The organism is Ferruginibacter profundus (assembly GCF_054783275.1).
This window is the reverse complement of sequence record NZ_BAAGQW010000002.1, coordinates 1937188-1961857: the sequence shown is the minus strand read 5'-3', so window position 1 is coordinate 1961857 and position 24670 is coordinate 1937188. Positions and strand designations below refer to the sequence as shown.

General features: G+C 37.9%; 18 protein-coding genes. All 18 read left to right on the top strand.

Annotated features, from left to right (window positions below):
* Position 1 precedes the first annotated feature (1 nt).
* Positions 2–2335, top strand: coding sequence for a GumC family protein (locus ACYVM0_RS18465; protein WP_460559404.1), 2334 nt, complete (start codon positions 2–4; stop codon positions 2333–2335).
* A gap of 216 nt (positions 2336–2551) precedes the next feature.
* On the top strand, positions 2552–3082 hold the full coding sequence (locus ACYVM0_RS18460) for a transcription termination/antitermination NusG family protein (protein WP_460559402.1): 531 nt from the start codon (positions 2552–2554) through the stop codon (positions 3080–3082).
* A complete protein-coding gene (fcl, locus tag ACYVM0_RS18455) occupies positions 3079–4026 on the top strand; it encodes a GDP-L-fucose synthase family protein (RefSeq protein WP_460559400.1) in 948 nt (315 codons plus the stop codon). The genes ACYVM0_RS18460 and fcl overlap by 4 nt, the downstream gene beginning before the upstream one ends.
* Positions 4027–4055: 29 nt before the next feature.
* Positions 4056–5135, top strand: coding sequence for a GDP-mannose 4,6-dehydratase (gene gmd / locus ACYVM0_RS18450; protein ID WP_460559398.1), 1080 nt, complete (start codon positions 4056–4058; stop codon positions 5133–5135).
* 62 nt (positions 5136–5197) lie between these two features.
* Entirely contained in the window at positions 5198–6679 is a 1482-nt protein-coding gene (locus tag ACYVM0_RS18445) for a lipopolysaccharide biosynthesis protein (RefSeq protein ID WP_460559396.1), read from the top strand.
* Positions 6680–6690: 11 nt separating this feature from the next.
* Positions 6691–7563: a hypothetical protein gene (locus tag ACYVM0_RS18440; RefSeq protein WP_460559394.1), complete on the top strand. Its 873-nt coding sequence runs from the start codon at positions 6691–6693 to the stop codon at positions 7561–7563.
* 48 nt (positions 7564–7611) lie between these two features.
* On the top strand, positions 7612–8817 hold the full coding sequence (locus tag ACYVM0_RS18435; protein WP_460559392.1) for a glycosyltransferase: 1206 nt from the start codon (positions 7612–7614) through the stop codon (positions 8815–8817).
* A 60-nt stretch (positions 8818–8877) separates the two neighbouring features.
* Positions 8878–10227: a hypothetical protein gene (locus ACYVM0_RS18430; RefSeq protein WP_460559390.1), complete on the top strand. Its 1350-nt coding sequence runs from the start codon at positions 8878–8880 to the stop codon at positions 10225–10227.
* Complete coding sequence (locus tag ACYVM0_RS18425) at positions 10214–11545, top strand: glycosyltransferase family protein (RefSeq protein WP_460559388.1); 1332 nt, start codon at positions 10214–10216, stop codon at positions 11543–11545. Before ACYVM0_RS18430 ends, ACYVM0_RS18425 begins: the two co-directional genes overlap by 14 nt.
* Before the next feature lie 41 nt (positions 11546–11586).
* On the top strand, positions 11587–12183 hold the full coding sequence (locus ACYVM0_RS18420) for an acyltransferase (RefSeq protein WP_460559386.1): 597 nt from the start codon (positions 11587–11589) through the stop codon (positions 12181–12183).
* A gap of 46 nt (positions 12184–12229) precedes the next feature.
* Positions 12230–13465: a glycosyltransferase family protein gene (locus tag ACYVM0_RS18415; RefSeq protein WP_460559384.1), complete on the top strand. Its 1236-nt coding sequence runs from the start codon at positions 12230–12232 to the stop codon at positions 13463–13465.
* Between the two features lie 50 nt (positions 13466–13515).
* Positions 13516–14586, top strand: a complete 1071-nt coding sequence (locus ACYVM0_RS18410) for a glycosyltransferase family 4 protein (RefSeq protein ID WP_460559382.1) — start codon at positions 13516–13518, stop codon at positions 14584–14586.
* 80 nt (positions 14587–14666) lie between these two features.
* Positions 14667–16466, top strand: a complete 1800-nt coding sequence (gene asnB, locus ACYVM0_RS18405; protein WP_460559380.1) for an asparagine synthetase B family protein — start codon at positions 14667–14669, stop codon at positions 16464–16466.
* Positions 16467–16492: 26 nt separating this feature from the next.
* Positions 16493–17902: a phenylacetate--CoA ligase family protein gene (locus ACYVM0_RS18400; protein ID WP_460559378.1), complete on the top strand. Its 1410-nt coding sequence runs from the start codon at positions 16493–16495 to the stop codon at positions 17900–17902.
* A gap of 166 nt (positions 17903–18068) precedes the next feature.
* Entirely contained in the window at positions 18069–20225 is a 2157-nt protein-coding gene (locus ACYVM0_RS18395; RefSeq protein WP_460559377.1) for a bi-domain-containing oxidoreductase, read from the top strand.
* On the top strand, positions 20218–22158 hold the full coding sequence (locus tag ACYVM0_RS18390; protein ID WP_460559375.1) for an alginate lyase family protein: 1941 nt from the start codon (positions 20218–20220) through the stop codon (positions 22156–22158). The genes ACYVM0_RS18395 and ACYVM0_RS18390 overlap by 8 nt, the downstream gene beginning before the upstream one ends.
* A 2-nt stretch (positions 22159–22160) precedes the next feature.
* Positions 22161–23471: a Rossmann-fold NAD(P)-binding domain-containing protein gene (locus tag ACYVM0_RS18385; RefSeq protein ID WP_460559374.1), complete on the top strand. Its 1311-nt coding sequence runs from the start codon at positions 22161–22163 to the stop codon at positions 23469–23471.
* Positions 23472–23480: 9 nt separating this feature from the next.
* On the top strand, positions 23481–24665 hold the full coding sequence (locus tag ACYVM0_RS18380) for a glycosyltransferase family 4 protein (RefSeq protein ID WP_460559372.1): 1185 nt from the start codon (positions 23481–23483) through the stop codon (positions 24663–24665).
* The last annotated feature ends 5 nt before the right edge of the window (positions 24666–24670 follow it).

Sequence of the window (24670 nt, the reverse complement as noted above, 5' to 3'; positions counted from 1 at the left end):
AATGCGGAAAGAAGATCAAAAATATGTTGAGATTGAAGAGAAGGACTCTAATATAATTGAAAAGGTAGCATCACACTATTTGCCTTACTGGCCCCTGTTGTTGCTTTTTGTTCTGTTATCATTAACTGCGGCTTACATATACCTGCATTTTGCAACGCCTATGTATGCGGCATCTGCCACTATCATTATTAAAGATGACAGAAGAGGTAGTGCCGATTCTAAAATAACAGATGAACTGAACCTGATAGCATCCAGCAAGAATATTGAAAATGAGATACAGGTTATTCAATCAAGGGCATTGATGGAAGGAGTGGTGAAAAAATTGTTATTGTATGCTCCTTTATCACAAAAAGGGAAGATCAAATCCGGCGATGCTTATATGTTGTCTCCGATAGTTGTTGAGGCAAGCAATACCGATTCCATGATGGAAGTGCAGCATGTGGATTTTGTTTATGATAAAACGTCTCAAACCGTTTTATTAAATGGAAAAGACCGGTATCCCCTGAATCAGTTTGTAAGTACACCTTATGGCATGCTCAGGTTTTCGCCCAATCACTGGTATCAGCCTTCGGTAGAATCGAGCAAACAATTATCTTTTGCTTTGATAAATCCAAGCGCAGTAGCAGTAGGTATATTAAAAGGCCTTGTGGTTACCACTAATTCGGCGCTTGTAAACTTAAGCTACAAAGACCCTATACCACAAAGAGCAGTAAATGTATTAAACAACCTGATCGATCTTTACGAAAAAAGATCAATTGAAGATAAAAATGTATTGGCAAGAAATACATTGGCCTTTATTAATGAGAGCCTGGCAGACCTGGGTAAGGACCTGGATTCGATAGAAAGGAAAATACAACAATTTAAGTCTGGCAGCGATGCGGTTAACGTAAGCGAGCAGGGAACGGTATATTTGAATGGTGTTGCAGGTGCTGAACAGAAATTAGGAGAATTAAGTACACAATCGGCAGTACTTAACCAGATGGAAAAATATGTAACCAATAAAACAACAGAAGGTACCGGTGCACTTGTTCCATCTTCATTAGGTATTAATGACCCTACGCTTACTACATTGGTAACCAAGTTGAGCAATTCTGAATCGGAGTATGATAAGCTAAGTAAGACAGTTGGTGTAAATAACCCTAAAATGCTGGCCTTACGGGAAGAGATCGATAAATTAAAGCCGAGTATCTTAGATAATATTAAGAACCAGAAAGCCAATCTTAATGCATCTATACAAAGTGTTTATGGCGCCAGTAGTCAATACAATTCAATGCTGAGGGCAGTGCCAAAAAAAGAACGTGAGTTATTGGTAATAAGCAGGGAGCATAATAATAAGAGTGCCATGTACCAATCATTACTGCAAAAAAAGCAGGAAAGTGAGCTCTCTTTTGCCTCTACATTATCTAACAGCAGGGTGGTAGATAAAGCATTTGCAGGCCAGAATCCGGTAAGCCCGAATTCTAAGATGATCTATATGGCTGCTTTTTTAGGTGCAATCGGGGCGTTTGTTGGTATCATTATCGGTAAAGATTTTTTAACCGGCAAGATCAAATACAGGAACGAAATTGAAAAAATGACCACCATCCCGATCATCGGGGAAATAGCTTACGAAAAAACCACCCAGCCCATCGTTATTGAAAAGGGTACCAGGAGTTTTGTGGCAGAGGAGTTCAGAAAATTAAGGATATCTTTATCTTTCTTAGGTATTGATAGTTCACATAAAAAGATATTGCTTACATCAAGCATATCCGGCGAAGGCAAAAGCTTTGTTGCAGCAAACCTGGCAGTAAGTTTATCGCTTACAGGAAAAAAAGTAGTGTTAGTAGACCTGGATTTAAACAATCCAACACAGTCGAAAATATTAGATGTGAATTTTGAAGACGGCGCCACTGAATTTTTAACCGGCGAAAAAACAGCACCGGAGATCATTAATAAGATTGAGCAACACGAAAATCTTTATTTTATATCTGCCGGCAGCTTACCCGAAAATCCTTCGGAGCTTTTGGCAGCGGGTAAAATAAAATCGTTGATTGATTACCTGGAGAGCCACTTTGATATGGTTATCATCGACACATCGCCTATTGTATTGGTAACCGACGCTTATATTTTATCTGAACTTTGTGATGCTACTTTATATGTGATCAGGCATAATTACACACCCAAAATGCTGGTAAAACGCATTGATGAAAATAACCAGATCAATCCGATAAATAATCCTGCCATTGTTTTTAACGGTGTTAAAACAAAAGGTATGTTTAAAAGCAGTTATGGTTACGGGTATGATTATGTGTATGGCAATAAAGAAAGAGGCAGTAAAACAAAAAAAGCATCCTGATACAACTAATAAATATAATTATCCAATAAGTATGAAAAAACAAACTAACTCAATTCATTTTAAGCTGTGACTGAGATTGGCGAAGCCCTGCCTGAATGAATGAATAGACTAACGATTGCTCCACTATCTGTAAATAACTAACTGTTCCAAATATCTGACCAACCATCCTCTCCATTATCCGATTAACTGCACATTTCTAATTTTAAAAAAATGGTTATGCAGAAAAATTGGTACGTCCTTTACACCAGACCGCAATCCGAAAAAAAGGTTGCTACATTGTTGGCAAAAAAGAAAGTTGAGCATTTTATTCCCCTGGTTAGTGTGGAAGCACAAAAATCGTGGAGGAATAAGCCAATGTACAGGCCCTTATTTAAATCTTATGTTTTTGTATTTACTACAGAACAGCAGGCAGCATTACTGATGCAAACTGATGGCGTAATTAATTTATTACACTGGCTGGGTAAGCCTGCTGTGATAAACGAAACAGAAATTAACGCAATCAGGGAGTTTACAAGCGACTACCAGAATATTGACCTGGAGAAACTTGCTGTAAACAGTAATGTTATTGAAAGGAATATTTACCGCTCCTCGTACGAGATGGAAGGAAATATCCTTGCTGTGAAGAATAAAACAATAAAGATCAACCTTCCTTCGTTAGGGTATGCGATGATTGCCAGGCTGAAAGAAGACAGCATTTTTGGCAAAGAACGCTCAATGTTACAAAACTATACATTCGCACAGTCATGATGAATTCAGGAGACAAAATTTATATTGCCGGGCACAGGGGCCTGGTAGGGTCGGCTTTAATGCGGGTGTTGAAGCAAAAAGGTTTCACTAACCTGGTATATAGAACTTCCGGGGAGCTGGATTTGCGTAACCAGGCAGAGGTATCGGCTTTTTTTGCAGAAGAAAAGCCAAAGTTTGTTTTTCTTGCTGCCGCCAAAGTTGGGGGCATTATGGCCAATAATACATACAGGGCAGATTTTTTGTACGATAACCTTTCAATAGTTTCCAATATTGTGCATGCTGCTTATAATAATAATGTAAGCAAATTGCTTTTCCTGGGCAGTTCGTGCATTTATCCTAAAATGGCACCACAGCCTATTAAAGAAGAATATCTTTTAACAGGTTCACTGGAGTATACCAACGAACCTTATGCCATTGCAAAAATTGCGGGCATTAAATTATGTGAAAGTTACCGGGATCAGTACGGCGCCAATTATATCAGTGTAATGCCTACCAACCTGTATGGCATAAACGATAATTACCATCCTGAAAATTCACATGTGCTTCCGGCATTGATCCGCAGGTTTCACGAAGCAAAAACATCGGGCCTTAAAGAAGTGGCTATCTGGGGAACGGGAACACCTAAACGGGAATTTTTATTTGCAGATGACCTGGCAGATGCCTGCTTATTCCTGATGAATAACTATAACGAAAAAGAGATCGTAAACATTGGCTGTGGCGAAGACATCAGTATTAAAGAATTAGCGGCATTGGTAAAAGAGGCTACGGGTTATGAAGGCGATCTTGTTTTTGATACCACAAGGCCGGATGGTACACCACGAAAATTACTGGATGTATCTAAATTACATTCATTAGGATGGCATCATACAACATTACTGAAACAAGGATTAAAAATAGCTTACCAGGATTTTTTAACGAAACAACAATTACCTTCGTTAGCCTGATAAAAGGCATATTCCAAATAAAATAAGAAATGAAGACTGCATTAATTACTGGTGTAACCGGACAAGACGGCGCTTACCTTGCCGAACTACTATTAGAAAAAGGGTATATAGTACATGGTATAAAAAGACGCTCGTCTTTAATAAATACCGATCGTATTGATCATCTTTACGAAGACAGACACAACAACAAGCAAAAGTTTATCATGCACTATGGTGATATGACAGATAGTACTAACCTCATCCGCATTATTCAGGAAACAAAACCTGACGAGATATACAATCTTGCGGCAATGAGCCATGTTAAAGTAAGTTTTGATACGCCTGAATATACTGCCAATGCAGATGGTATTGGTACCTTACGCTTAATGGAGGCATTGCGTATTCTGGGTATGGAAAAAACAACCCGTATTTACCAGGCTTCTACCTCTGAACTGTACGGATTAGTACAGGAAGTACCACAAAAAGAAACAACCCCGTTTTATCCAAGAAGTCCTTATGCTGTTGCAAAAATGTATGCTTACTGGATAGTGGTAAACTATCGTGAAGCATATGGCATGTTTGCCTGCAATGGCATTTTGTTTAACCACGAAAGCCCGCTACGCGGCGAAACCTTTGTAACCAGGAAAATTACAATGGCGGTTGCCGCTATAGCACATGGCTTACAAAACACTTTGTATTTAGGTAACCTTAATGCGCAAAGAGACTGGGGGCATGCCAAAGATTATGTAGAAGCCATGTGGATGATCTTACAACAGGAAAAGCCGGAAGATTTTGTAATTGCCACTGGTATTACCACCAGTGTAAGGGATTTTATTAAACTTGCATTTGCCGAAGTAGGCATTGAATTGAATTTTACAGGAGAAGATGTGGAAGAAAAAGGAACCGTGGCTGCATGTAATAATCCGGAGTACCAGTTACCGATAGGTAAAGTGGTTGTTGCTATTGACCCTGCGTATTTCCGTCCTACAGAAGTGGAGTTGCTGATTGGCGACCCTACCAAAGCAAAAACAAAACTGGGTTGGAAACCTAAGTATGATTTGGCAGGATTAGTAAAAGAAATGGTGGCAGGCGACCTGCAAAAAGTTATTGCCAATAAAAAACTTAAATAAATATTCTGCAGTCTGTGATTATTGACGGCATAACTTTTATTAAAAGTAAAATATAATTACAATTGCAACCCACTGATACCGAGAATTTAAAATCAAAAGCCTTATCTGGTTCTATCTGGTCCTTAATTGAAACCTTTGCTACACAAATTGTTCAATTTATTGTTGGGGTAATACTGGCAAGGATATTAGGCCCCGGCGATTATGGTTTAATAGCGCTGACCGGTATTTTTACAGCTATATCGGCTGCTATTACAGATGCAGGTTTTGAAAAAACCCTGGTACAGAAAAAAGACCTGGCAGATATACAGATCACCACGATCTTTTACATCAATATATTTCTTGGGCTATTCATTACAGTTATATTCATAGGGTTGGCGCCATTTATTGCAGCATTTTTTAACGAGCCTAAGCTAACATTAATACTGCAGGTTGTTTCTACAGGTATACTTATTACCGCATTCGGCCAAACCCAGCAGGCGCTTTTAATAAAAGAGCTGCAGCTGAAAAAAATATCCTACGCTAAGATTGCCAGTTCAATTGTAAGTGCCGCTACCGGGCTGATTCTGGCCTACAATGGTTTTGGGGTTTGGGCACTTGTGTTTTCAGGATTATCTTTCCAGGTAACCAATGTATTGTTTTTCTGGATACAGGCTACCTGGTACCCGCAGTTGAAATTTTCATTTGCTTCTGTAAAATCAATGATCCCTTACGGGATGAATATTTTAGCCAGTAGTATCTTCTTCTTCCTGAATCAGCAGTTTAATAATTTTATTGTAGGAAAGTTTTATACCAAAGCCCAACTGGGCTTATTTAACAGGGGAAATAAATTTCCTGAATTGATAGTGAACATCATTCAGAGTGTGGTATTAAAAATGTCGTTGCCGCTTTTTGCAAAATTGCAGGATGAACCGGCAAGGCTGAGAGAGGCCGTAAAAAAAACAGATAAGATCATTGCTTTTGTAAGTTTTCCTTTACTGATCTTACTACTGGTAAAAGCAGAAGATATAACCATCTTTCTGTTTACAGAAAAGTGGAGAGGGTCAATTATATTTTTACAGCTGTTTTGTGTGGTAAAATTATTTGAACCTTTTATTACTGTGCAGCGGGAACTATTATTATCGCAGGGTAAAGCAAAATTGTTGCTTAAGATTTTTGTAGCTACGTCAATTGTTGAAATGGCCCTGATATTTGCCGTGATTAAGTTTGATATACTATATGTAGTGTTTGCATCGTTAATCAGCCGTGCAGGCCAGTACCTTACTTACCTGGTAATAGCATCAAAAAGACTGGAGGTAAAATGGTTTGATGAAATTAAATGGCTTAAACCTTACCTGCTTATTACCGCTATAATGAGTGGCGTTGTACTGGCAACAGATTATGCCTTACACCTGTCGGGCATCAGCATACCACTATTTTTAAAGCTTGGGGTTGAGTTAATGCTGGGCGTTGCTTCTTATGCCTGGCTGGCATTTAAATTTAAGATTGATGAAGTATCATTGGTAAATGCAGCTTGGGTGATGGTGGTTAAAAAAATAAAAAAATAATTGATTCAGGTATGGCGTTTAAAAATTTAAAGAACAGTTTGTATATCAAATTTTATGCGTTGGTATGTAAATTAAATCTTTCCCGCTTTTGTAAAATAAAAAAAGACAGCAGGCCTGTATCTCCTTTTAAATTAGTTTTCTTTTGTGGTAAAACCGGCATTGAATATTTAAATGCCTCAATGGTTTCGGTATATAAAAGCTGGGATACTGTACCCGAGATCATAATTATTACGGATGGCACGCCGGCAGAAGTAATTCAGAAAAAACTGATTGCATGGCCACAGCAGTTAGATATTTTTACCTGGGAGTTTTGCGGGGCGTATTTTAAGGACAAAGGCAAAACTGACCTGAACGACTACGCTGCAAAAGATATATGGGGTAAAAAATTTGTTGGTATCTGCTATTGTGCCGAAAAGTATACGATACTTTATTCTGATACCGATATTTTATGGTTCTCTTCGCCGCTATTGGAAGACCTGCACAACAGGTCGGTTGTAAAAATGTGCCAGGATGTTGGTTATCATTACAGCGAACCATTACTTAATGCCATAAACCAACAACATATCCTTAACCATGCGCCATTAAATGCCGGTTTGATTTATGCCGGTGGAAAATTTGCAGACTTTCCGCAGTGGAATGAATTGTGCCATTACCTGGCTTTACAGCCTGACCACCGCACAGAGCAAACGTCCTTTGCAGTGTTAAATAATTATTTTAATCCTCAGCAATATTTTAAGCAGGAAGAAATTTTTATACAGATTGATGATATGCACAGTTTAAAATATACTAAAACTAAAAACCCTGCTATTTGGGCAAGGCATTATGTTAATTTAAAGAACACCAGCTTCTGGAGAGATTTTATCTATTTAATGTTAGGTAAATAAAGCTACACGGAAATAACGATGACAAAAGTTGTACAAATACAATATTCAATGGAGTCTGCAGCACGTTCTGCATTAAGGCTGCAAAACGCATTTGCAAAAAACAGTGTGTCATCAAAGATCATATCACTTGAGCTTAGCTCTGCCAGTATACCCAACGTAATTTATTCCGGTAAATCGGCACGTTTGACTGCTAAGATTGATCAAAAAATACGAAAGTTTTTTTTGAAGAATATGAAAAAGGAATTTGGCCTTTTTTCTTATCCGTTATTAGGCAGTGATGTTACCAATTTGCCGGAAATTAAAGATGCAGATGTGATCTATATTCACTGGGTACTGAATGGTTTTTTAAATTTCAGATCTTTTGCAAAAATCCTGGCATTAGGTAAGCCGGTTATTTTTGTAATGCATGATATGTGGAATATTTCGGGCGGATGCCATTACAGTTTTACCTGCGATAAGTATAAAACGGGCTGTCACAGTTGCCAGATGTTTATGGAGGCTAAAGAACAGGATTTATCTGCAAAGGAATTTAAAAAGAAAATGAAGCTGTATGCTAACAATAGCAACCTGTATTTTGTGTCGCCAAGCAAATGGCTGTACAATTGTGCTAAAGAAGCTTTGCTTACTAAAAATAAACCGGTATTCTATATTCCCAATGCGCTTGATAATACTTTGTTCAAGCCTTTTAATAAAGTAACTGCAAAGCAAATATTAAATATTGACACTACTGAAACTGTGATTGCGTTTGGTGCTGTATCGGTAAGCAACCCTTATAAAGGATGGCCTTATTTACAAAAAGCATTGGAAATTTTAAAGCAGGAGGAAGCCTATAAAAATATATCAGTAGTAATATTTGGAAGTGGTTACAGCAAGGAAATAGCAGATAAGATTCCTTTTAAAATAAAATTTATGGGGTACCTGGCTGATGAGTATTCCACCATGCTGGTGTACAATGCCGCCGATGTATTTATCGTTCCTTCAATGGCAGATAATCAGCCCACCACGGTGCAGGAAAGTTTATGCTGCGGTACGCCGGTAGTGGGTTTTAACGTGGGTGGTATACCGGATATGATCAGGCATAAGGAAAACGGCTACCTGGCCCAGTATAAAGATGCTGCGGATATTGCTGAAGGCGTAAAATATTGCTTGCAGAATAAAGTAGCCGGGTATATGCTGCCCGAGTTTGAACCCGCAGTAATTATGAAAAAACACAGCGACCTGTTTGATTATATAAAAAACAATAACACTAACTAAAAAAGTAAGGGTACTATTGCTTACAAAAAAGCGAGTTGGTACCGGCAGATAAAAAATATTTTGAGCATACCGGTAAACATCAGCAGGGCCACACTTTACAGGCAACGGAAAAGCAGCAGAAATGTGAGCAATGAATTTACCTTGTCTAAAAAACAGCAATCAAGTGTAAATATTTTTTTTTCTGCTTTTATTCTTAATAGTCTCAGTTACCTAACGGCTATCACTAATAACCCGGTTTTAAATGGTGCTGCATGCCAGGGGCTTCAGGCAATAGCGCTGGCTATGATAATTTTTTCCTGGATCAACCTTATAAAATTCAGGTTTGATAATAAGTACCTGGAAGTGGTTTTTATTATTTTCATTATTTATTCCACTACAGTTATTATAAGAGATCCTAACTATACTTATGATATCGCTAAAAGAGTAGTTTTTGACCCGGGAATGGGTATGATGGGATACCTGGCTCCGCTGGTAATGTTATTTCCAAGGAGTATTGCAGTGTATAAAAAGGCATTTAAAACGACCGTCATTTTTGGTGTTTTATTCTTTGTGTACATCATTGTATATTTTAATATTGTGCACGACTCTAACTGGAAAAGTTTAACAGCCTTATCTTATATTGAAAATTTTTTTGGAGTACTGGCATTTCCTGCAGGCTTTATCCTGCTGACTTTTTTATACCATCCCAAAAAAATAAAGAAACTGGCTTTTGCAGTAATGTTTATCGGCCTTTACTTTTTGATATACAGGGCCAGGCGTGGCGCTATGTTTTTATGCCTTACCTCAATGGCAGGCGCAGGTATGATTTACCTGGTACACACTAAAAGAACTGTATTGGTCATTACGCTTTCTGTGATTTTTATATTTGTCGGCAGTATTTTTGTTTCTAACATTAAATTGCCAAGTACGTTCGATTACCTGATGGCCCGTGGTGATGAAGATACCAGGAGTATCATGGAAAAATATATGAAAGAAGACCTTACTCAAAATGAGTGGTTGTTTGGTAAGGGCATCAATGGTAAATATTATTGTCCTGTTATTCTCGATCCTAACGACCTTTCGATGAAGAGGGATATTATAGAAACAGGTTACCTTCAGATTATACTTAAAGGGGGGCTGGTGCATATTATTTTATTTTGCCTGATTTTTTTACCGGCTATATTCTTTGGTTTTTTCCGATCGTCTAATATACTCACCAAGGCAGGGGCTTTATATATACTGTTATGTATGGTATATACCTATCCCACAATTGTTACAGGGTTTGGATTGTTTTATATATGGGTTTGGCTTTGCGTGGGTATTTGTTATTCTAAAAAAATAAGGAATATGTCAGATGAGGATATAAAAAAATATTTAAGCGATATAAAGCCGCTCACTGCCAAAAGGAAATTTAGAAATGAAGTATCCTAAAATATTAATCATAGGGCAATCATTTAATAAGCGAAGCGGAGGCGGTGTAACGATATCCAATTTGTTTAAAGGCTGGCCTAAAGACAGGTTGGCTGTGGCTTCTAACGACAACCTGGCTAAAGGCCTTGATGATTCAGTTTGTGAAATCTATTACCAGTTAGGATACAATAATAAATTACATCCTTTTCCTTTAAATATTATTCTGCCTAAAATTAATTGTGGCATTATTCCTATTGTGAAAGACGGGAATACAACAGGTGCGCCCGAAAAAATAAAAAGCGGTAACTACCAGGTTATTTATAAAGTGCTATTTGCATTATTGCATTTTTTTGGCTTATACAATCTTTTTTATAAATTAAAAATAACCCCTGAGTTTGAGCAGTGGATAAGTGAATATGAGCCTGATGTTATATATACCCAATTAGCATCACTGGAGTTGATACGTTTTGTTGATGACCTGGAGGCGAAAACAAAAAAAACTGTGGCCATACATATCATGGACGACTGGCCGCTTACCATTAATAAACCAGGTATATTCTATAATTATTGGCAGCGTGTAATTGACAAGGAATTCAGAAAGCTATTAAACAAGTCAGCTATCCTTATGAGCATTTGCGAAGCGATGAGCGACGAGTATAAACTACGGTATCAAAAAGAGTTCATTCCATTTCACAATCCTATTGATATCGGTTACTGGAAACCTGCTGCAGCTAAAGATTATAGTGTAAAAAATAAATTCACCATACTTTATGCCGGTCGCATTGGTTTGGGTATCGGAACATCAGTTGCGGAGATTGCAGTTGCTGTAAATGATATTGCAAAAGATAACCCGGACATTGTGTTTGAAATTCAAACAGCAGATACCGAGATGCTGAATAAACTGGTGGCAGTTAAAGAGAATGTACGATGGGTAAAGCCCATCGATTACTCTGCATTGCCAGCTAAGTTTGCAGCTGTAGACCTGCTTTTACTTCCACAGGATTTTGAACCTGAAAGTATCCAGTTCTTAAAGTATTCATTTCCTACCAAGGTAAGTGAATACATGATTTCAGGCACCCCGATATTGGTTTATGGAGATCCTCAGACGGCGGTTACAAAATATGCAGTTAAGGATAAGTGGGCATATGTTGTAAGCGAAAGGAGTAAGGGGGCGTTGATTAATGCTATCAAAGATTTATACAGCAATACAGATTTAAGAAAACAACTGGGAACAACAGCACAGGCAATTGCGCTTGAAAAGGAGGATAGTAAAATAATACTGGAAGCATTCAGGCAAAGCTTTTTGCTGCAGTCAAATAAACCTGTAACACAACAATAATTTTTAATTTAACGTCGTTATAACCACGATTTTAAAAGATCATGCAATTCAGAAATTTATCTCATACATCAGATACCATTTTCCGGAAAATTCATTTTCTTTTCGGGAAAAGAAATTTGCTGTATGCGTTATGGTGGGGCGTTAAAACAGGCAGTAATACAAGGTTTGATGGCAAGTGCTATTTTAAAAGGTATCCGGGATCGGCAATAAGTATTGGAAATGATTGCGAATTTCTTTCACGGCACAATTCTAACCTTATTGGTATAGACAGGCCTTGTATGGTCTCTACACTAACCGATGTTGCCAGGCTGGAAATTGGTAACAATGTTGGTTTTAGCGGAACCGTAATCGGGGCATTCAGCGTAATTAAAATTGGTGATAACGTTCGCTGTGGTGCAAATACTTTAATTACAGATTCAGACTGGCACCCCGGTGATCCACGTATTGGTGATGCCAAACCGGTAACCATCGGCAATAATGTATGGCTGGGTATTAATGTGGTGGTGTTAAAAGGTGTTGAAATTGGAGAGAACACCATAATAGGTGCCAACAGCCTGGTAACAAAAAATATTCCTGCTAATGTAATTGCTGCAGGTAACCCTTGCAGGGAAATAGCGAAATTACCCGCATTGAAATAACAACATAACAATAGTGAAATAATCAGTATGAAAAATCAAAGCGACAATGAATTTGTTATTAGTTAATTCTATCGATTTTCCATATGGCGGGGCACAGTGTGCATATGTAACATTAATGATGAAAGGCTTTAAGGAAAACGGCGTAAATGCATTTCTTGTTATTCCTTACGGCCTTAAAAAAGAAGTGCTGTCTGGTGCTGAAAATAAATACGGGCATTTTGATGGTGTACCTTACTATTTTGTAAAAGACAGCAGGGATATTAAAAAAGGTTTCAGGTTTCTGGATAATTTTTTAGGGGTAATAAAAACCGCCTGCCTGATAAGAAAAAGATGGAAAGCTAAGAAACTGGATGCAGTAATGCTGGGGGGAATTGTGGATATTTTAAGGGATGGGCCAATCATCCTCGTTTGTGCATTGTGGAGGATACCAATCTATTTCTGGTTGGTAGAAAAAGCTTCTTTAAATGAAGATTTTCAGGGTATACCGGGTTATTGCAATTATAAAAGCCAGCAACTTACCGAAAGGTTTTTGCCAAAATTTGCTGCCGGATTAATTGTTATTTCTTCGGCCCTTAAAAAACATTACCTGAAGTATTTGCCGGAAAATAAAATTTTAATAAGCCCGATATACGTTGCCGAACAAATTAATAAACGTACCGGTACTGCATCTTTTAAAGCGGCAAAAGAAAACCTGGCCGCATTGTATGCAGGTAAACGGCTGCTGGTTTACAGCGGTACGTTTGCCGAAAAGGATGGGCTTTTTTATCTTATTGAAGCGTTTGCCGAAACCGTTAAAAAATATCCTGACACGATATTTATAATGACCGGTAAAAGTGCCAATGTTACTTTAATGGACAGGGTAAGGGATCATATTAAAAAGTATAACCTGGAAGATAAAGTAAAGATGGTAGGATTTGTAAATGCAGATGAATTATTATGCTATAATACTATGGCTGATGCTTTGTTTGTATGCAGGTCCAACAGCCCGTTTGCCAATCATGGCTTTCCATGGAAATTAGGGGAATACTGTATGACGGCAAAACCAATTATTGCTACAAGAGTGGGAGATATCGATAAATACTTTACCGATAATGAAACTCTTTTTATTGTAGAGCCTAATAATCCGGGGGCGATAGCAAAAAAGATCGATTATATTTTTGATCACTACGAGCAATCGCTTACTGTAGCAAAAAATGGCAGGGCCGTTGCCCTACGTGAGTTCGGGTATCTTGAAAAATCTAAAGAAGTGGCGGATTTTATTGACGCCAATAAAAGGAAGTAACACATATTGCCGGCATCGGCAGTGTTGTAATTTAAACAGTAAATGAAGCAATGAAAATATTATTTGGAATACACGGTACATCGCACAAGGAAATTGCACAATCTGAAATAGTTGAATTTCAAAACCGCGGCTTTCAAACAATAGTATGCACGTACGGCAACTGGGGATCGGTAAACGGGCTGATCAACAGTTTTAAGCTCATTATAAAAAATGCAGTTGAAATAAAAAAGCAGGCGGCAGCACAACAAAGTGATTTTATTTATTTAAATACCGGGCTCGATTTTAAAACCGTGATCAGGGATGCGATTACTGTTTTTATTTTAAAGAGAGGCAATATAAAAGGTAAAATAGTTTTGAAAATCCACGGTTCTCAAAACGAAATATTGTTTTCAAAAACCAATCTTTTAAAAAAATATCTCTTTAAAAGAACAGATCTTTTTTTGTTGTTATCAGAAGAGGAAAAAGATAATTTTTTAAGTATCGGACTGGCGCCTGAAAAAGTTCAGGTTACCGCTAATGTGATCGATAAAAGTTTATATACACCTGATCCTGCATTTAAAAAAACTATTGGTGTTGCTGAGTCAACCAGTGTATTGCTTTTTGTTGGCCGCTTTATGTATGAAAAGGGAATAATGGACCTGGTGGAAGCCTGCCGTTTACTGAAAAAGGAAGCACTTGATTTCAGGTTAGTTTGTTTAGGTAACGGGCCTTTGTTTGATGAGGTACAAAGCCTGATCAAAACTTATGGCCTGGAAGAAAACATCAAAACACTGGGGCATATTCCTGAAAGTGAAACAAGGTATTACTATGCCAATTGTGAAATGTCCATTCTGCCAACCTATCATTCAGAAGGTTTTCCGATGGCAGTTTTTCAGGCAGTAGGCGCAGGGCGGCCGGTGATCACCACCAATATAAGAGCGGCTACAGATTATTTTAAAGAGTATGAAAACTGTTTGTGGGTAGAGAAAAAAAATCCTGCACAGCTGGCTAAACAAATAGCTAACCTGATGAAGGATAAAAACCTGCAACAAAAAATGAGAGAGAATAACCTGGTGCTGGCAGAAAAATTTACAGCAGCAAAAATAGTAGATAAGGTACTGGAGTATTTGAAAAATATTTAACAGGAATAAATAATCAAATCAATAATAAACGCTTGTTATTTGAATACTTAAATTAAATTCTTAAAATTAAAACATTTAGTATGTGTGGGATAGCCGGGATTTTTTTTAAAAAGCAAACAGATACCAGGCTTCTGAAAAAGTTTGAAGATCTTGTAAGGGAAAAGCAACACAAAAGAGGGCCTGATGAATTCAATGCGTTTGAAGTTACGCCCAACTTGTTCTTCTATCATAACATGCTTTCCATTATCGACATTGGTAATGCCAGGCAGCCAATGGAAGATACCAATGGCGTAATTACCTATAATGGGGAAGTATACAATTATAAAGACCTTAAGTATAGCGATGAGACTTACGTTAAAAAATCGGACACAGAAGTACTGCTGAAAGGACTGCATAAAGAATACATCAGCTTCCTGCACAAAACCAACTCCATGTTTGGTTTTGGTTATTATAACAAGGCCAATCAACTGCTTACACTTTGCAGGGACAGGGTTGGAATTAAGCCGGTATATTTTATTGAAACCGATGAGGTATTTGCTTTTGCATCTACCATCACACCCTTGGTTATCTTTTCTCAAAAAAGACTGAACCATTCCAAATTATGGCAATATTACCTTAACCGGGCATTTAAAGCACCGGCAACCATATTTGATGATATCATGGAGTTAACTCCGGGTTCATACCTGGAGTTTGATACCAAAACACAAAAGAGCAGTGCAATAAAAGTATGGTGGCAGCGGGATGCGATCACCAGCACACATACGGACGAAAATAAAACCATCGATGAAATTGAAGCCCTACTTAATGATGCTATAAGAAACAGGTTGGTGGCCGATGTACCGGTGGGCCTTTTCTTAAGTGGTGGTGTTGATTCATCTTTAATTGCAGCATTAACGTCTAAGCAAACCAGCAACCTGAATGCATTTACAGTGGGCTTTCACGATAAAAAATATGATGAATCTGAATATGCTAAAAAAATATGTACGCAATTCAACATCGGGTACAACGAAATAAAAGTAGATGCTGATTATTTTTTAAACAGTATCAATAACTGGATCACCATACAGGATGATATTGTTGCCGATCCCTCTGCATTATTATTGTATAAAATTTCGGAGTATGCGCATGATATGAATTACAGGGTATTGCTTGCTGGCGAAGGCAGTGATGAACTTTTTGCAGGCTATAATTCCTATAAATATTTTAACTGGACCAATAAAATACATAAAACTATCGGTTGGGCCGTTCCATTTAAATCGGGAGTGGTATCATTGTTTAAAAATTATTCCAAGCACTACAACTTTTTGTACAATGCTTTACATAAGCCTACATTTTATGGTACTGCAGTAATTTTTGAACCTCACCTGATGAGCGAGCTGATAAAAACCTATAATAACGATGACCCTAAAAAAGCATACGATATTAAACATGCTCTGGATATAGATATTAAAGACAGGTTGCCCAATGATCTGCTCAATCGTTCTGACAGATCAACAAGTGGTGCATCGCTGGAATTAAGGGTGCCATTCCTGGCACACCAGTTGGTAAATTATTCGGCAGGTATCAGCGAAGATTTGCTGATGAAAGATAAAGTATCAAAATACCTGATCAAAAAGCTGGCGTCACGTTATATTGATCCTGAAATTATCTACCGTAAAAAAGTAGGTTTCGATCTGCCCATCAAACATTGGCTATCTCATGAATTGAAAGACATGATGCAGAATGCGATCAATACTTCTGTGCAAAAAGATTTTATAGACATTAAAGTGATACAAAAATGTTTTGACCTGCATGTAAATAAAAATATTGACCATGCAGATAAGTTATGGGCATTTTTGTGTTTGGAATTAAGTATCAGGAACCTGAGTAGTATTTCATAAGTTTTAAAGCAGTTTGCAACAAGTAAATGGGTTACGGAAATAAATTTATAAAAGACTTGTTTGATAAGGCACCTTATCCTTTCAAAGTATTTATTACTTCTGCATATGGTATGCAGCAGCGGAAAAAGCGTTTTGGTACTTTTTATAAAGAACAGATTGCTTTTTTGGAAAAAGCACAGTATTGGAAAGAAGCCGAATTAAAAAATTACCAACAACAAAAACTGGCGGCTTTTTTAAAGGAAATAAAAGAAGTTCCTTTTTACCAGCAGCACGAACCTTATAAAACTTTATTGGTATCGGATACAATTGCATTGTCCGATTTTCCTGTTTTAGCTAAACAGACAGTAAAAAGAAACAGCAAAGCGTTTTATAACACTGCAGGTAAAAAAGTTTACTGGGGGCATACCAGCGGTACTACCGGTTCGGCAATGGTATTTCCATTAAGCGAACAGGCTTACCAGTACGAATATGCATTCAGGGAAATGCATTACCGGTGGGGAGGCGCAAGTTTTGAAGGGAAAGATAAAATTGCAGCCTGTGCCGGGCACCCGGTTGCAATACCCGGCAGAACAAAGCCGCCGTTCTGGGCATTCGATAAAGCGAACAATCATTTGTTCTTTTCATCGTACCATATGAGCAGCGAAACATTGCCATTTTATATTGAGCAATTAGAAAAGTTTGACCCGTTGCTGTTACACGGTTATCCCTCTTCAATGTATTTGCTGGCACTGGCATATAAAAAATATGGCAAGAAAAAACTGCAGCTGAAAGCTGTATTCACGGCATCAGAAAGTCTGCTGGATTTTCAGCGACAGGCCATTGAAGAGTCTTTTAAAGTAAAAGTATTTAACTGGTATGGCACATCAGAAATGAGCGCCAATATTGTGGAATGCGAATGTGGCGAACTGCATTTAAAAGAAGAGCATAGTGTAGTGGAAATATTGAATGATGATAACCAGCCTTGTAAGCCAGGTGAAACCGGCAGGGTGGTATCAACCAATTTTAATAACACTGCTTTTCCATTGATACGCTACGATGTGGGAGATATAGTAACCGTTGCTGTAAACCAGGTAGCCAAATGCGGAAGAGGCGGATTACTGATAGATAAAGTTGAAGGCAGGATAGAAGATTATGTAATAACACCTGAAGGGAAAATAGTAGGCCGCTTAGATCACCTGTTTAAAGATGCGGTAAACGTAGTGGAAGCACAAATTGTGCAACCATCCAAAGAAGCTATTATTCTGAAAGTGGTGAAAGATAAAAACTACACTCAAAAAGACGAAGAACAAATTATACAGGAAGCAAGAGTGCGATTGGGCAATGGAATGAAAATTACCTTTGAGTATGTAGACAGGATACCACGTACAAAAAACGGGAAGTACAGGTTTATACTTTCACAGGTACAGGGCGCAGGCATTAATGTGGTTACAGTATAGTAACAAGGATTATAAATGAATTGCCGGGCATTGCAGTAACTTGCATGGCCGGGTAAAATAAATTTAAAAACTGAAACAACACCCTAACATAAATTACACAACAAACAAATAGCATACAAACTTCGTTTATCCCTTTGCGGTATAAACTATAAACAATTAAAGCAGGATGAAACAATTAGCTCAGAATATTAAAAGAAATTCATTAACACTGGAAGAATTGCCGGTTCCCGTTTGTAAAGCGGGAGGCGTTTTAGTAAAAACAGTTTATTCTGCCGTTAGCGTGGGTACAGAGATCATGAAATTGAAAAATGCTGACCTCAGTTATTTTCAAATGGCAAAGAAAAAACCCGAGCAGGTAAAAGATGTTTTAAATACACTTACGCAACTAGGCCCTGTAGCAACATACAGAAAAGTGATGAATAAGCTGGACTCTATGTCGCCATTGGGTTACAGCCTTACCGGCGAAGTAATTGAAGTAGGTAAAGGTGTAGATAATTTAAAAGTTGGCGATATGGTGGCTTGCGGCGGAGCCGGATATGCCAACCATGCCGAAGTGAATTTTATTCCTAAAAATCTTTGCACCAAAGTACCGGATGGGGTAGATTTGAAAGCAGCTTCTTTTGCTACCATTGCTTCGGTTGCGATGCAGGGCTTCAGGCAAACGGAATCGCAGATAGGAGAGAATGTTGCCGTAATTGGATTGGGGTTGCTGGGCCAGATATTGATCCAGATAATAAATGCCAATGGTTGCAGGGCTTTTGGTTTTGATATTTCGCAAAGCAAATGTGATCTTGCTTTAAGCAATGGCGCCTATTTTGCCCAGGCTGCAACAAAAAATAATTTTGAAGAAGAGATAGGCTCACTCACCAATGGCTTTGGATGCGATTCAATAATTATTACCACCGGTACACAAAGCAACGATCCAATTATTCTTGCAGGAAAAATTGCGAGGCACAAAGCAAAGATCGTTGATATAGGAATTACAAAAATGGACCTGCCATGGGACCTGTATTATCATAAAGAACTCGATTTTAGATTTTCCTGCTCTTACGGTCCGGGAAGATATGACCCCATATACGAAGAAAAAGGAATCGACTATCCTGTTGGCCATGTAAGGTGGACAGAACAACGTAACATGATGTCTGTGTTACAACTTTTAAAAGATGGTAAAATTGATTTTTCAAAACTCATTACACACCAGTTTAGTTTTAATGATTCTGAAAAAGCATTCCTGGATATTAAAGCCGGTAAAGAAGATTACCTGGGCGTGGTATTAAAATATGATGCAGATATTGATACCACTACCAAAAGAGTAAACATTCCTAATGATAAAGCGATCAGGTCTGATAAGGCAACCATTGGTGTTATTGGCGCTGGTAACTATGCCAGTACTATGCTGATGCCTTTTTTAAAGGAAGAAGCTAATCTTATTGGTATTGCAACAGCAACCGGCATTAATGCAAAAGATAAGGCACAGAAATTTGGTTTCAGGTATGCCACTACTGACTATCACGAAATGCTAGCAGATAAAGAGATTAATACGGTTGTGATTGCAACACGCCATAACCAGCATGCAAGAATGGTAGTGGATGCTTTAGACAAAGGCAAACATGTGTATGTGGAAAAACCATTGGCCATATCAATACCTGAATTAAAAGCTATCTACAAAAGTTATACGGCACAGCAGCAGCTATTGATGGTAGGGTATAACAGGCGCTATTCTGATTCAATAAAATACCTGAAAAAACAACTGAAGCAAAATATCAGGTATTCAATTTACTACCAGGTAAATGCCGGTTTTATTCCGATGGATAAATGGTACCAATCGCCTGAACAAGGCGGCAGGGTAATAGGAGAAGTATGCCACTTTATTGATACACTGCAATATTTACTGGATGCCGATCCGGTAGAAGTATTTGCAAGTGCAACTGCAGTAGAAGGTATGCCCGAACAGGATAATGCTTTTATCAATATCAAATTCAGCAACGGATCAACCTGCGTAATTGCTTACCTGGCCGATGGCGATAAAAAATATGCTAAAGAAAAAATGCTGATCACCGGTTACAGAACCAATATTGAATTCGACAATTTTAAAACAGTAACGGTGTATAAAGATGGCGGTGTATCTAAAAAACAATTTTTAATGATTGATAAGGGACAGAAAGAAGAAATGTCTGTTCTGGCAAAATCAATAAAGAGCGGTGTGGCACCCATTTCTTTTCAATCGCTTTTAATAAATAGCTATACCGCAATTTTAGCGGTGGAAAGTATTCAAACCAAAAGAAATTATAGTACGTCGTTAGATACCCTGATAAATGAGTAATTTCTACATCAACCGGCTTAAAACTTTTTCAATTGCTGAATTCCCCTACAGGATAAAGCAAATGATGATAAAGCAACTGGAACAAAGAGTTTACCAGGGCAAGCCTGCTGCTGCGCTTAACAATATAGCTTCAAAGCAATTATTGCAACCTGCTTTTGAACAGGTAACGCTGCATGATGATGAGATACATATTTTTGGTAAGCATTTCAACTATAAAAATATACAGGCTGCCGATTGGCACAGGGATATCTTTTCCGGAAAAAGTTTCCCGCTTTCTTTTGCAAAGAGTATAAGCATCAGACAAGACCCTGATCTTTCTGCAAAATGTGTTTGGGAAATTAACCGCATGCAGTTTTTAATGCAGGTGGCTATTAAGCACCATCAAACAAAAGATGCAGCTATACTTAACCAGTTCATCAGCATCAATCAATCCTGGAAAGAAAGTAACCCTTATCTCACAGGTGTAAACTGGTATAGCAATATTGAAGTAAACTTACGTTTGATCAACTGGTTTCTTTGCTGGGAAGTAATTAATGCAGAGGAACTGATGAAAACAAACAGTGCATTTAAATCATTTGTCACCAACGATTGGTTGCCAATGATACATCAGCATTGCGTATATTCCTATAAAAATCCTTCAAAATATTCATCTGCCAATAACCACCTTATTTCTGAATATGCAGGCTTATTTGTGGCTTCGGTAAAATGGTCTTTTGATGAATCTCCAAAATGGATCAGCTATGCCCAGCAGGGGCTTGAAACTGAAATCATAAAACAGCATTCCGGGAATGGGGTGAATAAAGAAGAAGCAGCAGAATACATTCAGTTTATTACCGATTTCTTTTTGGTGGCTTACGTGGCAGGAGAAAATTCAGGGCATCCTTTTTCAGCCCAATACAAACAACAGCTGCGCCAGGTATTTAATTATATCTGTAGTTTTCTTGATTGTAAAGGTAATTTTCCAAAGTATGGCGATGAAGACGATGGCAAATGTTTTATTGTTGATTTTGATCACCACTTCAACAATTTTAAATCAATATTAAGTTCCGGCGCCATCATATTTAATGACCCCGTGCTTAAAGCAAAATCAAATGGCTTTGATGCAAAGAATCAATTATTGTTTGGTGCTGCAGGTAAAAAGGCATTTGATGCGGTAGCAAATAAAAGCATTGCAGAAGGCTCAAAATTTTATACAGAAGAAGGCCATTTTTATTGCAGAAAAAAACAAGACGACAAAGAAGTCTATTTTCATTTTGATGCCGCACCGTTAGGATTTCTTTCTATAGCAGCACACGGGCATGCAGATGCGTTGTCGTTTTTTATGCATGTAGATGGGCAGCCGGTTTTTGTTGATCCCGGTACATACACCTATCACACTGCACCCGAATGGCGTAATTATTTTGTAAGTACGCTGGCGCATAATACCATCAGGGTAAATAAACTTAACCAGGCCGATTTTGCAGGCTCTACTTTGTGGCTGAATCATTACAAATGCACGGTGCTTAAGGCTGAAACAACCGACACAACTGATACCATCAAAGCAACGCATAATGGCTACGAAAAACAAGGTGTTAGCCATACCAGGAATGTGGTTTTTGACAAAACACAACTGAAGATCACCATTACCGATTTTATTGAAACAAAAAATAAAAATACCAGTTGCTTTATTGAAGTGCCGTTTCATTTGCATCCGGCAATAAGCGTACAACAAAATAATGCAGCTGATTTTACATTGGTAAATAAAAACGGCAGGAATGTGCAATTGCAAACAGATAAAAAATTAAAAGCAGTTGTAATAAACGGGCAATTAAATCCTGAAATAACAGGATGGTATTCCAATTCATTTTTACACAAAGAACAAACCAACACAATACTTTGTTCCCTGGAAGTTTCGGGGAATATTCAACTGGAAACAATAATATCAATTAATTAATTATGAACATCAGTATTTTCGGATTAGGTTATGTAGGCTGCGTAAGCGTGGGCTGCCTGGCAAAGAACGGGCACCACGTTATTGGTGTGGATGTAAGCCAGACTAAAGTAGACCAGATAAACGCCGGTAAAGCCACTATTATCGAAAAAGATATCGATCACATCATTGCCGATCAAAGGGCTAAAGGCAATATTGAAGCTACTACCGATTCAAAAGAAGCAATACTTAAAACCGATATCAGCATTATTGCTGTGGGTACACCCAGCAGCGATAAAGGTCACCTGAACCTGGGGTATATTTTTAAAGTGGCTGAAATTGCCGGCCTCGGTATAAAAGAGAAAAAAGATTTTCATGTTATAGCTATACGCTCTACCATTATGCCCGGCACCTGCGATAAGTTTGCAGCTATTGTAGAAGAAGTATCAGGCAAAAAAAGAAACGTGGATTTTGCTATAGTGGATAATCCTGAATTTTTAAGAGAAGGTACTGCGGTTGATGATTATTACAATCCGCCATTAACCCTCATTGGTTCAGATAATGCTGCTGCTGCTGAAAAAGTTGCCAGCCTCTATCGCCAGTTACCGGGAGAGGTTATTGTTACCGATCTTAAAATTGCAGAGATCATGAAATATGTAAACAATACCTTTCACGCACTCAAAATTTCTTTTGGTAACGAAGTAGGAAATATTTGTGCAGAGATGGGCATTGATTCGCACAAAGTGATGGAAATATTCTGTAAGGATAAACAGTTGAATATCTCTCCTTATTATTTTAAACCTGGTTTTGCATTCGGCGGTTCCTGTTTGCCAAAAGATTTAAAAGGCCTGCAAACACTGGCACACGATCTTTATGTAAATGTGCCGGTAATTGAAAGCATCAATAAATCCAATGAACTGCAGATCAACCGTGCAGTGGAAATGATTCAGCATACAGAAAAAAAGAGAATCGGTTTTTTGGGATTGAGCTTTAAAGCCGGTACCGATGACCTGCGTAATTCACCTGCTGTTACTGTAGTGGAAACATTGCTGGGTAAGGGTTACGAAGTAAAAATTTACGATAAAAACATCTACCTTTCTAATCTTACAGGTACAAACAAGGCCTACATCGATCATCATATTCCGCATCTTTCCAAACTTATGGTAAGCGATATCAATGAACTGGGAAAAGACGTGGATGTAATTGTGATTAACAATAAAGAAAAAGAATACCTGGAAGTTTTAGAAAAAACACCTGATACAACTGTAATTGTAGATATGGTAAGATTACCCGAATCTATGAGAGCCAAAAAAAATTACAAAGGAATAAACTGGTAAATAAAAAGCATGTTTGAGAAAAAGCACATATTAATAGTAGTTGAAAATTTACCGGTTCCCTTCGATAGAAGAGTATGGCAGGAAGCCAATACCCTGATGGAGAACGGGGCTAAGGTTTCCATTATATGCCCTAAAATGAAGGGCTACACGAAATCTTTTGAAGTAATAAACGGCATAGATATTTACCGTCATTCATTACCATTTGAGGCCAAAGGTGCCTGGGGGTATATGCTGGAGTATTCGATGGCCCTATTCTGGGAATCTTTCTTAAGCTTAAAAATCTATTGCAAAAAAAGGTTTCATGTGATACAAGGCTGTAATCCGCCCGACCTTATATTTTTAGTAGCTATCTTTTATAAAATATTGGGTGTTAAATATGTTTTCGATCACCATGATATTAACCCGGAATTATACATTGCCAAGTATAACAAGAAAGGACTCTTTTATAAATTCCTGATGCTGGCAGAGCGATTAACTTTTGCTACAGCAAACTATAGCATTGCAACCAATGAATCTTACAAAGAGATCGCTATACGAAGAGGCAAAATGCTGCCTGAAAAAGTACAGGTGGTAAGAAGCGGTCCCAAGCTGGATCGCTTAAAATTAGGTGATGGTAACATCCAATATAAAAAGGGACGGCAATTTTTAATAGGTTATGTGGGCGTAATAGGGGAGCAGGAAGGATTGGACCTGTTACTGGAATCCGCAAAACAGATCATTGCAAAACGTAACGATGTACAGTTTGCTATTATCGGCGGCGGTACCGAATTGGAAAAAATTCAGCAACAGGCTAAAGACATGAACTTAAGCGAATATGTTGATTTTTACGGCAGGGTAGATGATGTTACATTGGTGGATGTATTAAACACTGCCGACATTTGTGTAAATCCCGATAAGCCAACAGAAATGAATAACCTTTCTACCATGAACAAGATCATGGAATATATGGCACTTAAAAAACCTATCGTTCAATTTGACCTGAAAGAAGGAAGACTATCTGCACTGGATGCTTCTTTATACGCCGATAATACCTCTACCGAAGATTTTGCAAATAAAATAATATGGTTATTAGACAGGCCTGAAGAACGCAAAAGAATGGGAGAATACGGTTATGCCAGGGTGGTAAACGAATTATCATGGAATCATGAAAGTAAAAAGCTGGTTAATTTTTATAAAAACATATTTAAAATATAAAAGCA

Coding starts and splice junctions, on each gene's coding strand:
- ACYVM0_RS18465 (WP_460559404.1), top strand. CDS start 2: ATGCGGAAAGAAGATCAAAAATATGTTGAGATTGAAGAGAAGGACTCT.
- ACYVM0_RS18460 (WP_460559402.1), top strand. CDS start 2,552: ATGCAGAAAAATTGGTACGTCCTTTACACCAGACCGCAATCCGAAAAA.
- fcl (WP_460559400.1), top strand. CDS start 3,079: ATGATGAATTCAGGAGACAAAATTTATATTGCCGGGCACAGGGGCCTG.
- gmd (WP_460559398.1), top strand. CDS start 4,056: ATGAAGACTGCATTAATTACTGGTGTAACCGGACAAGACGGCGCTTAC.
- ACYVM0_RS18440 (WP_460559394.1), top strand. CDS start 6,691: ATGGCGTTTAAAAATTTAAAGAACAGTTTGTATATCAAATTTTATGCG.
- ACYVM0_RS18435 (WP_460559392.1), top strand. CDS start 7,612: ATGGAGTCTGCAGCACGTTCTGCATTAAGGCTGCAAAACGCATTTGCA.
- ACYVM0_RS18425 (WP_460559388.1), top strand. CDS start 10,214: ATGAAGTATCCTAAAATATTAATCATAGGGCAATCATTTAATAAGCGA.
- ACYVM0_RS18420 (WP_460559386.1), top strand. CDS start 11,587: ATGCAATTCAGAAATTTATCTCATACATCAGATACCATTTTCCGGAAA.
- ACYVM0_RS18415 (WP_460559384.1), top strand. CDS start 12,230: ATGAATTTGTTATTAGTTAATTCTATCGATTTTCCATATGGCGGGGCA.
- ACYVM0_RS18410 (WP_460559382.1), top strand. CDS start 13,516: ATGAAAATATTATTTGGAATACACGGTACATCGCACAAGGAAATTGCA.
- asnB (WP_460559380.1), top strand. CDS start 14,667: ATGTGTGGGATAGCCGGGATTTTTTTTAAAAAGCAAACAGATACCAGG.
- ACYVM0_RS18400 (WP_460559378.1), top strand. CDS start 16,493: ATGGGTTACGGAAATAAATTTATAAAAGACTTGTTTGATAAGGCACCT.
- ACYVM0_RS18395 (WP_460559377.1), top strand. CDS start 18,069: ATGAAACAATTAGCTCAGAATATTAAAAGAAATTCATTAACACTGGAA.
- ACYVM0_RS18390 (WP_460559375.1), top strand. CDS start 20,218: ATGAGTAATTTCTACATCAACCGGCTTAAAACTTTTTCAATTGCTGAA.
- ACYVM0_RS18385 (WP_460559374.1), top strand. CDS start 22,161: ATGAACATCAGTATTTTCGGATTAGGTTATGTAGGCTGCGTAAGCGTG.
- ACYVM0_RS18380 (WP_460559372.1), top strand. CDS start 23,481: ATGTTTGAGAAAAAGCACATATTAATAGTAGTTGAAAATTTACCGGTT.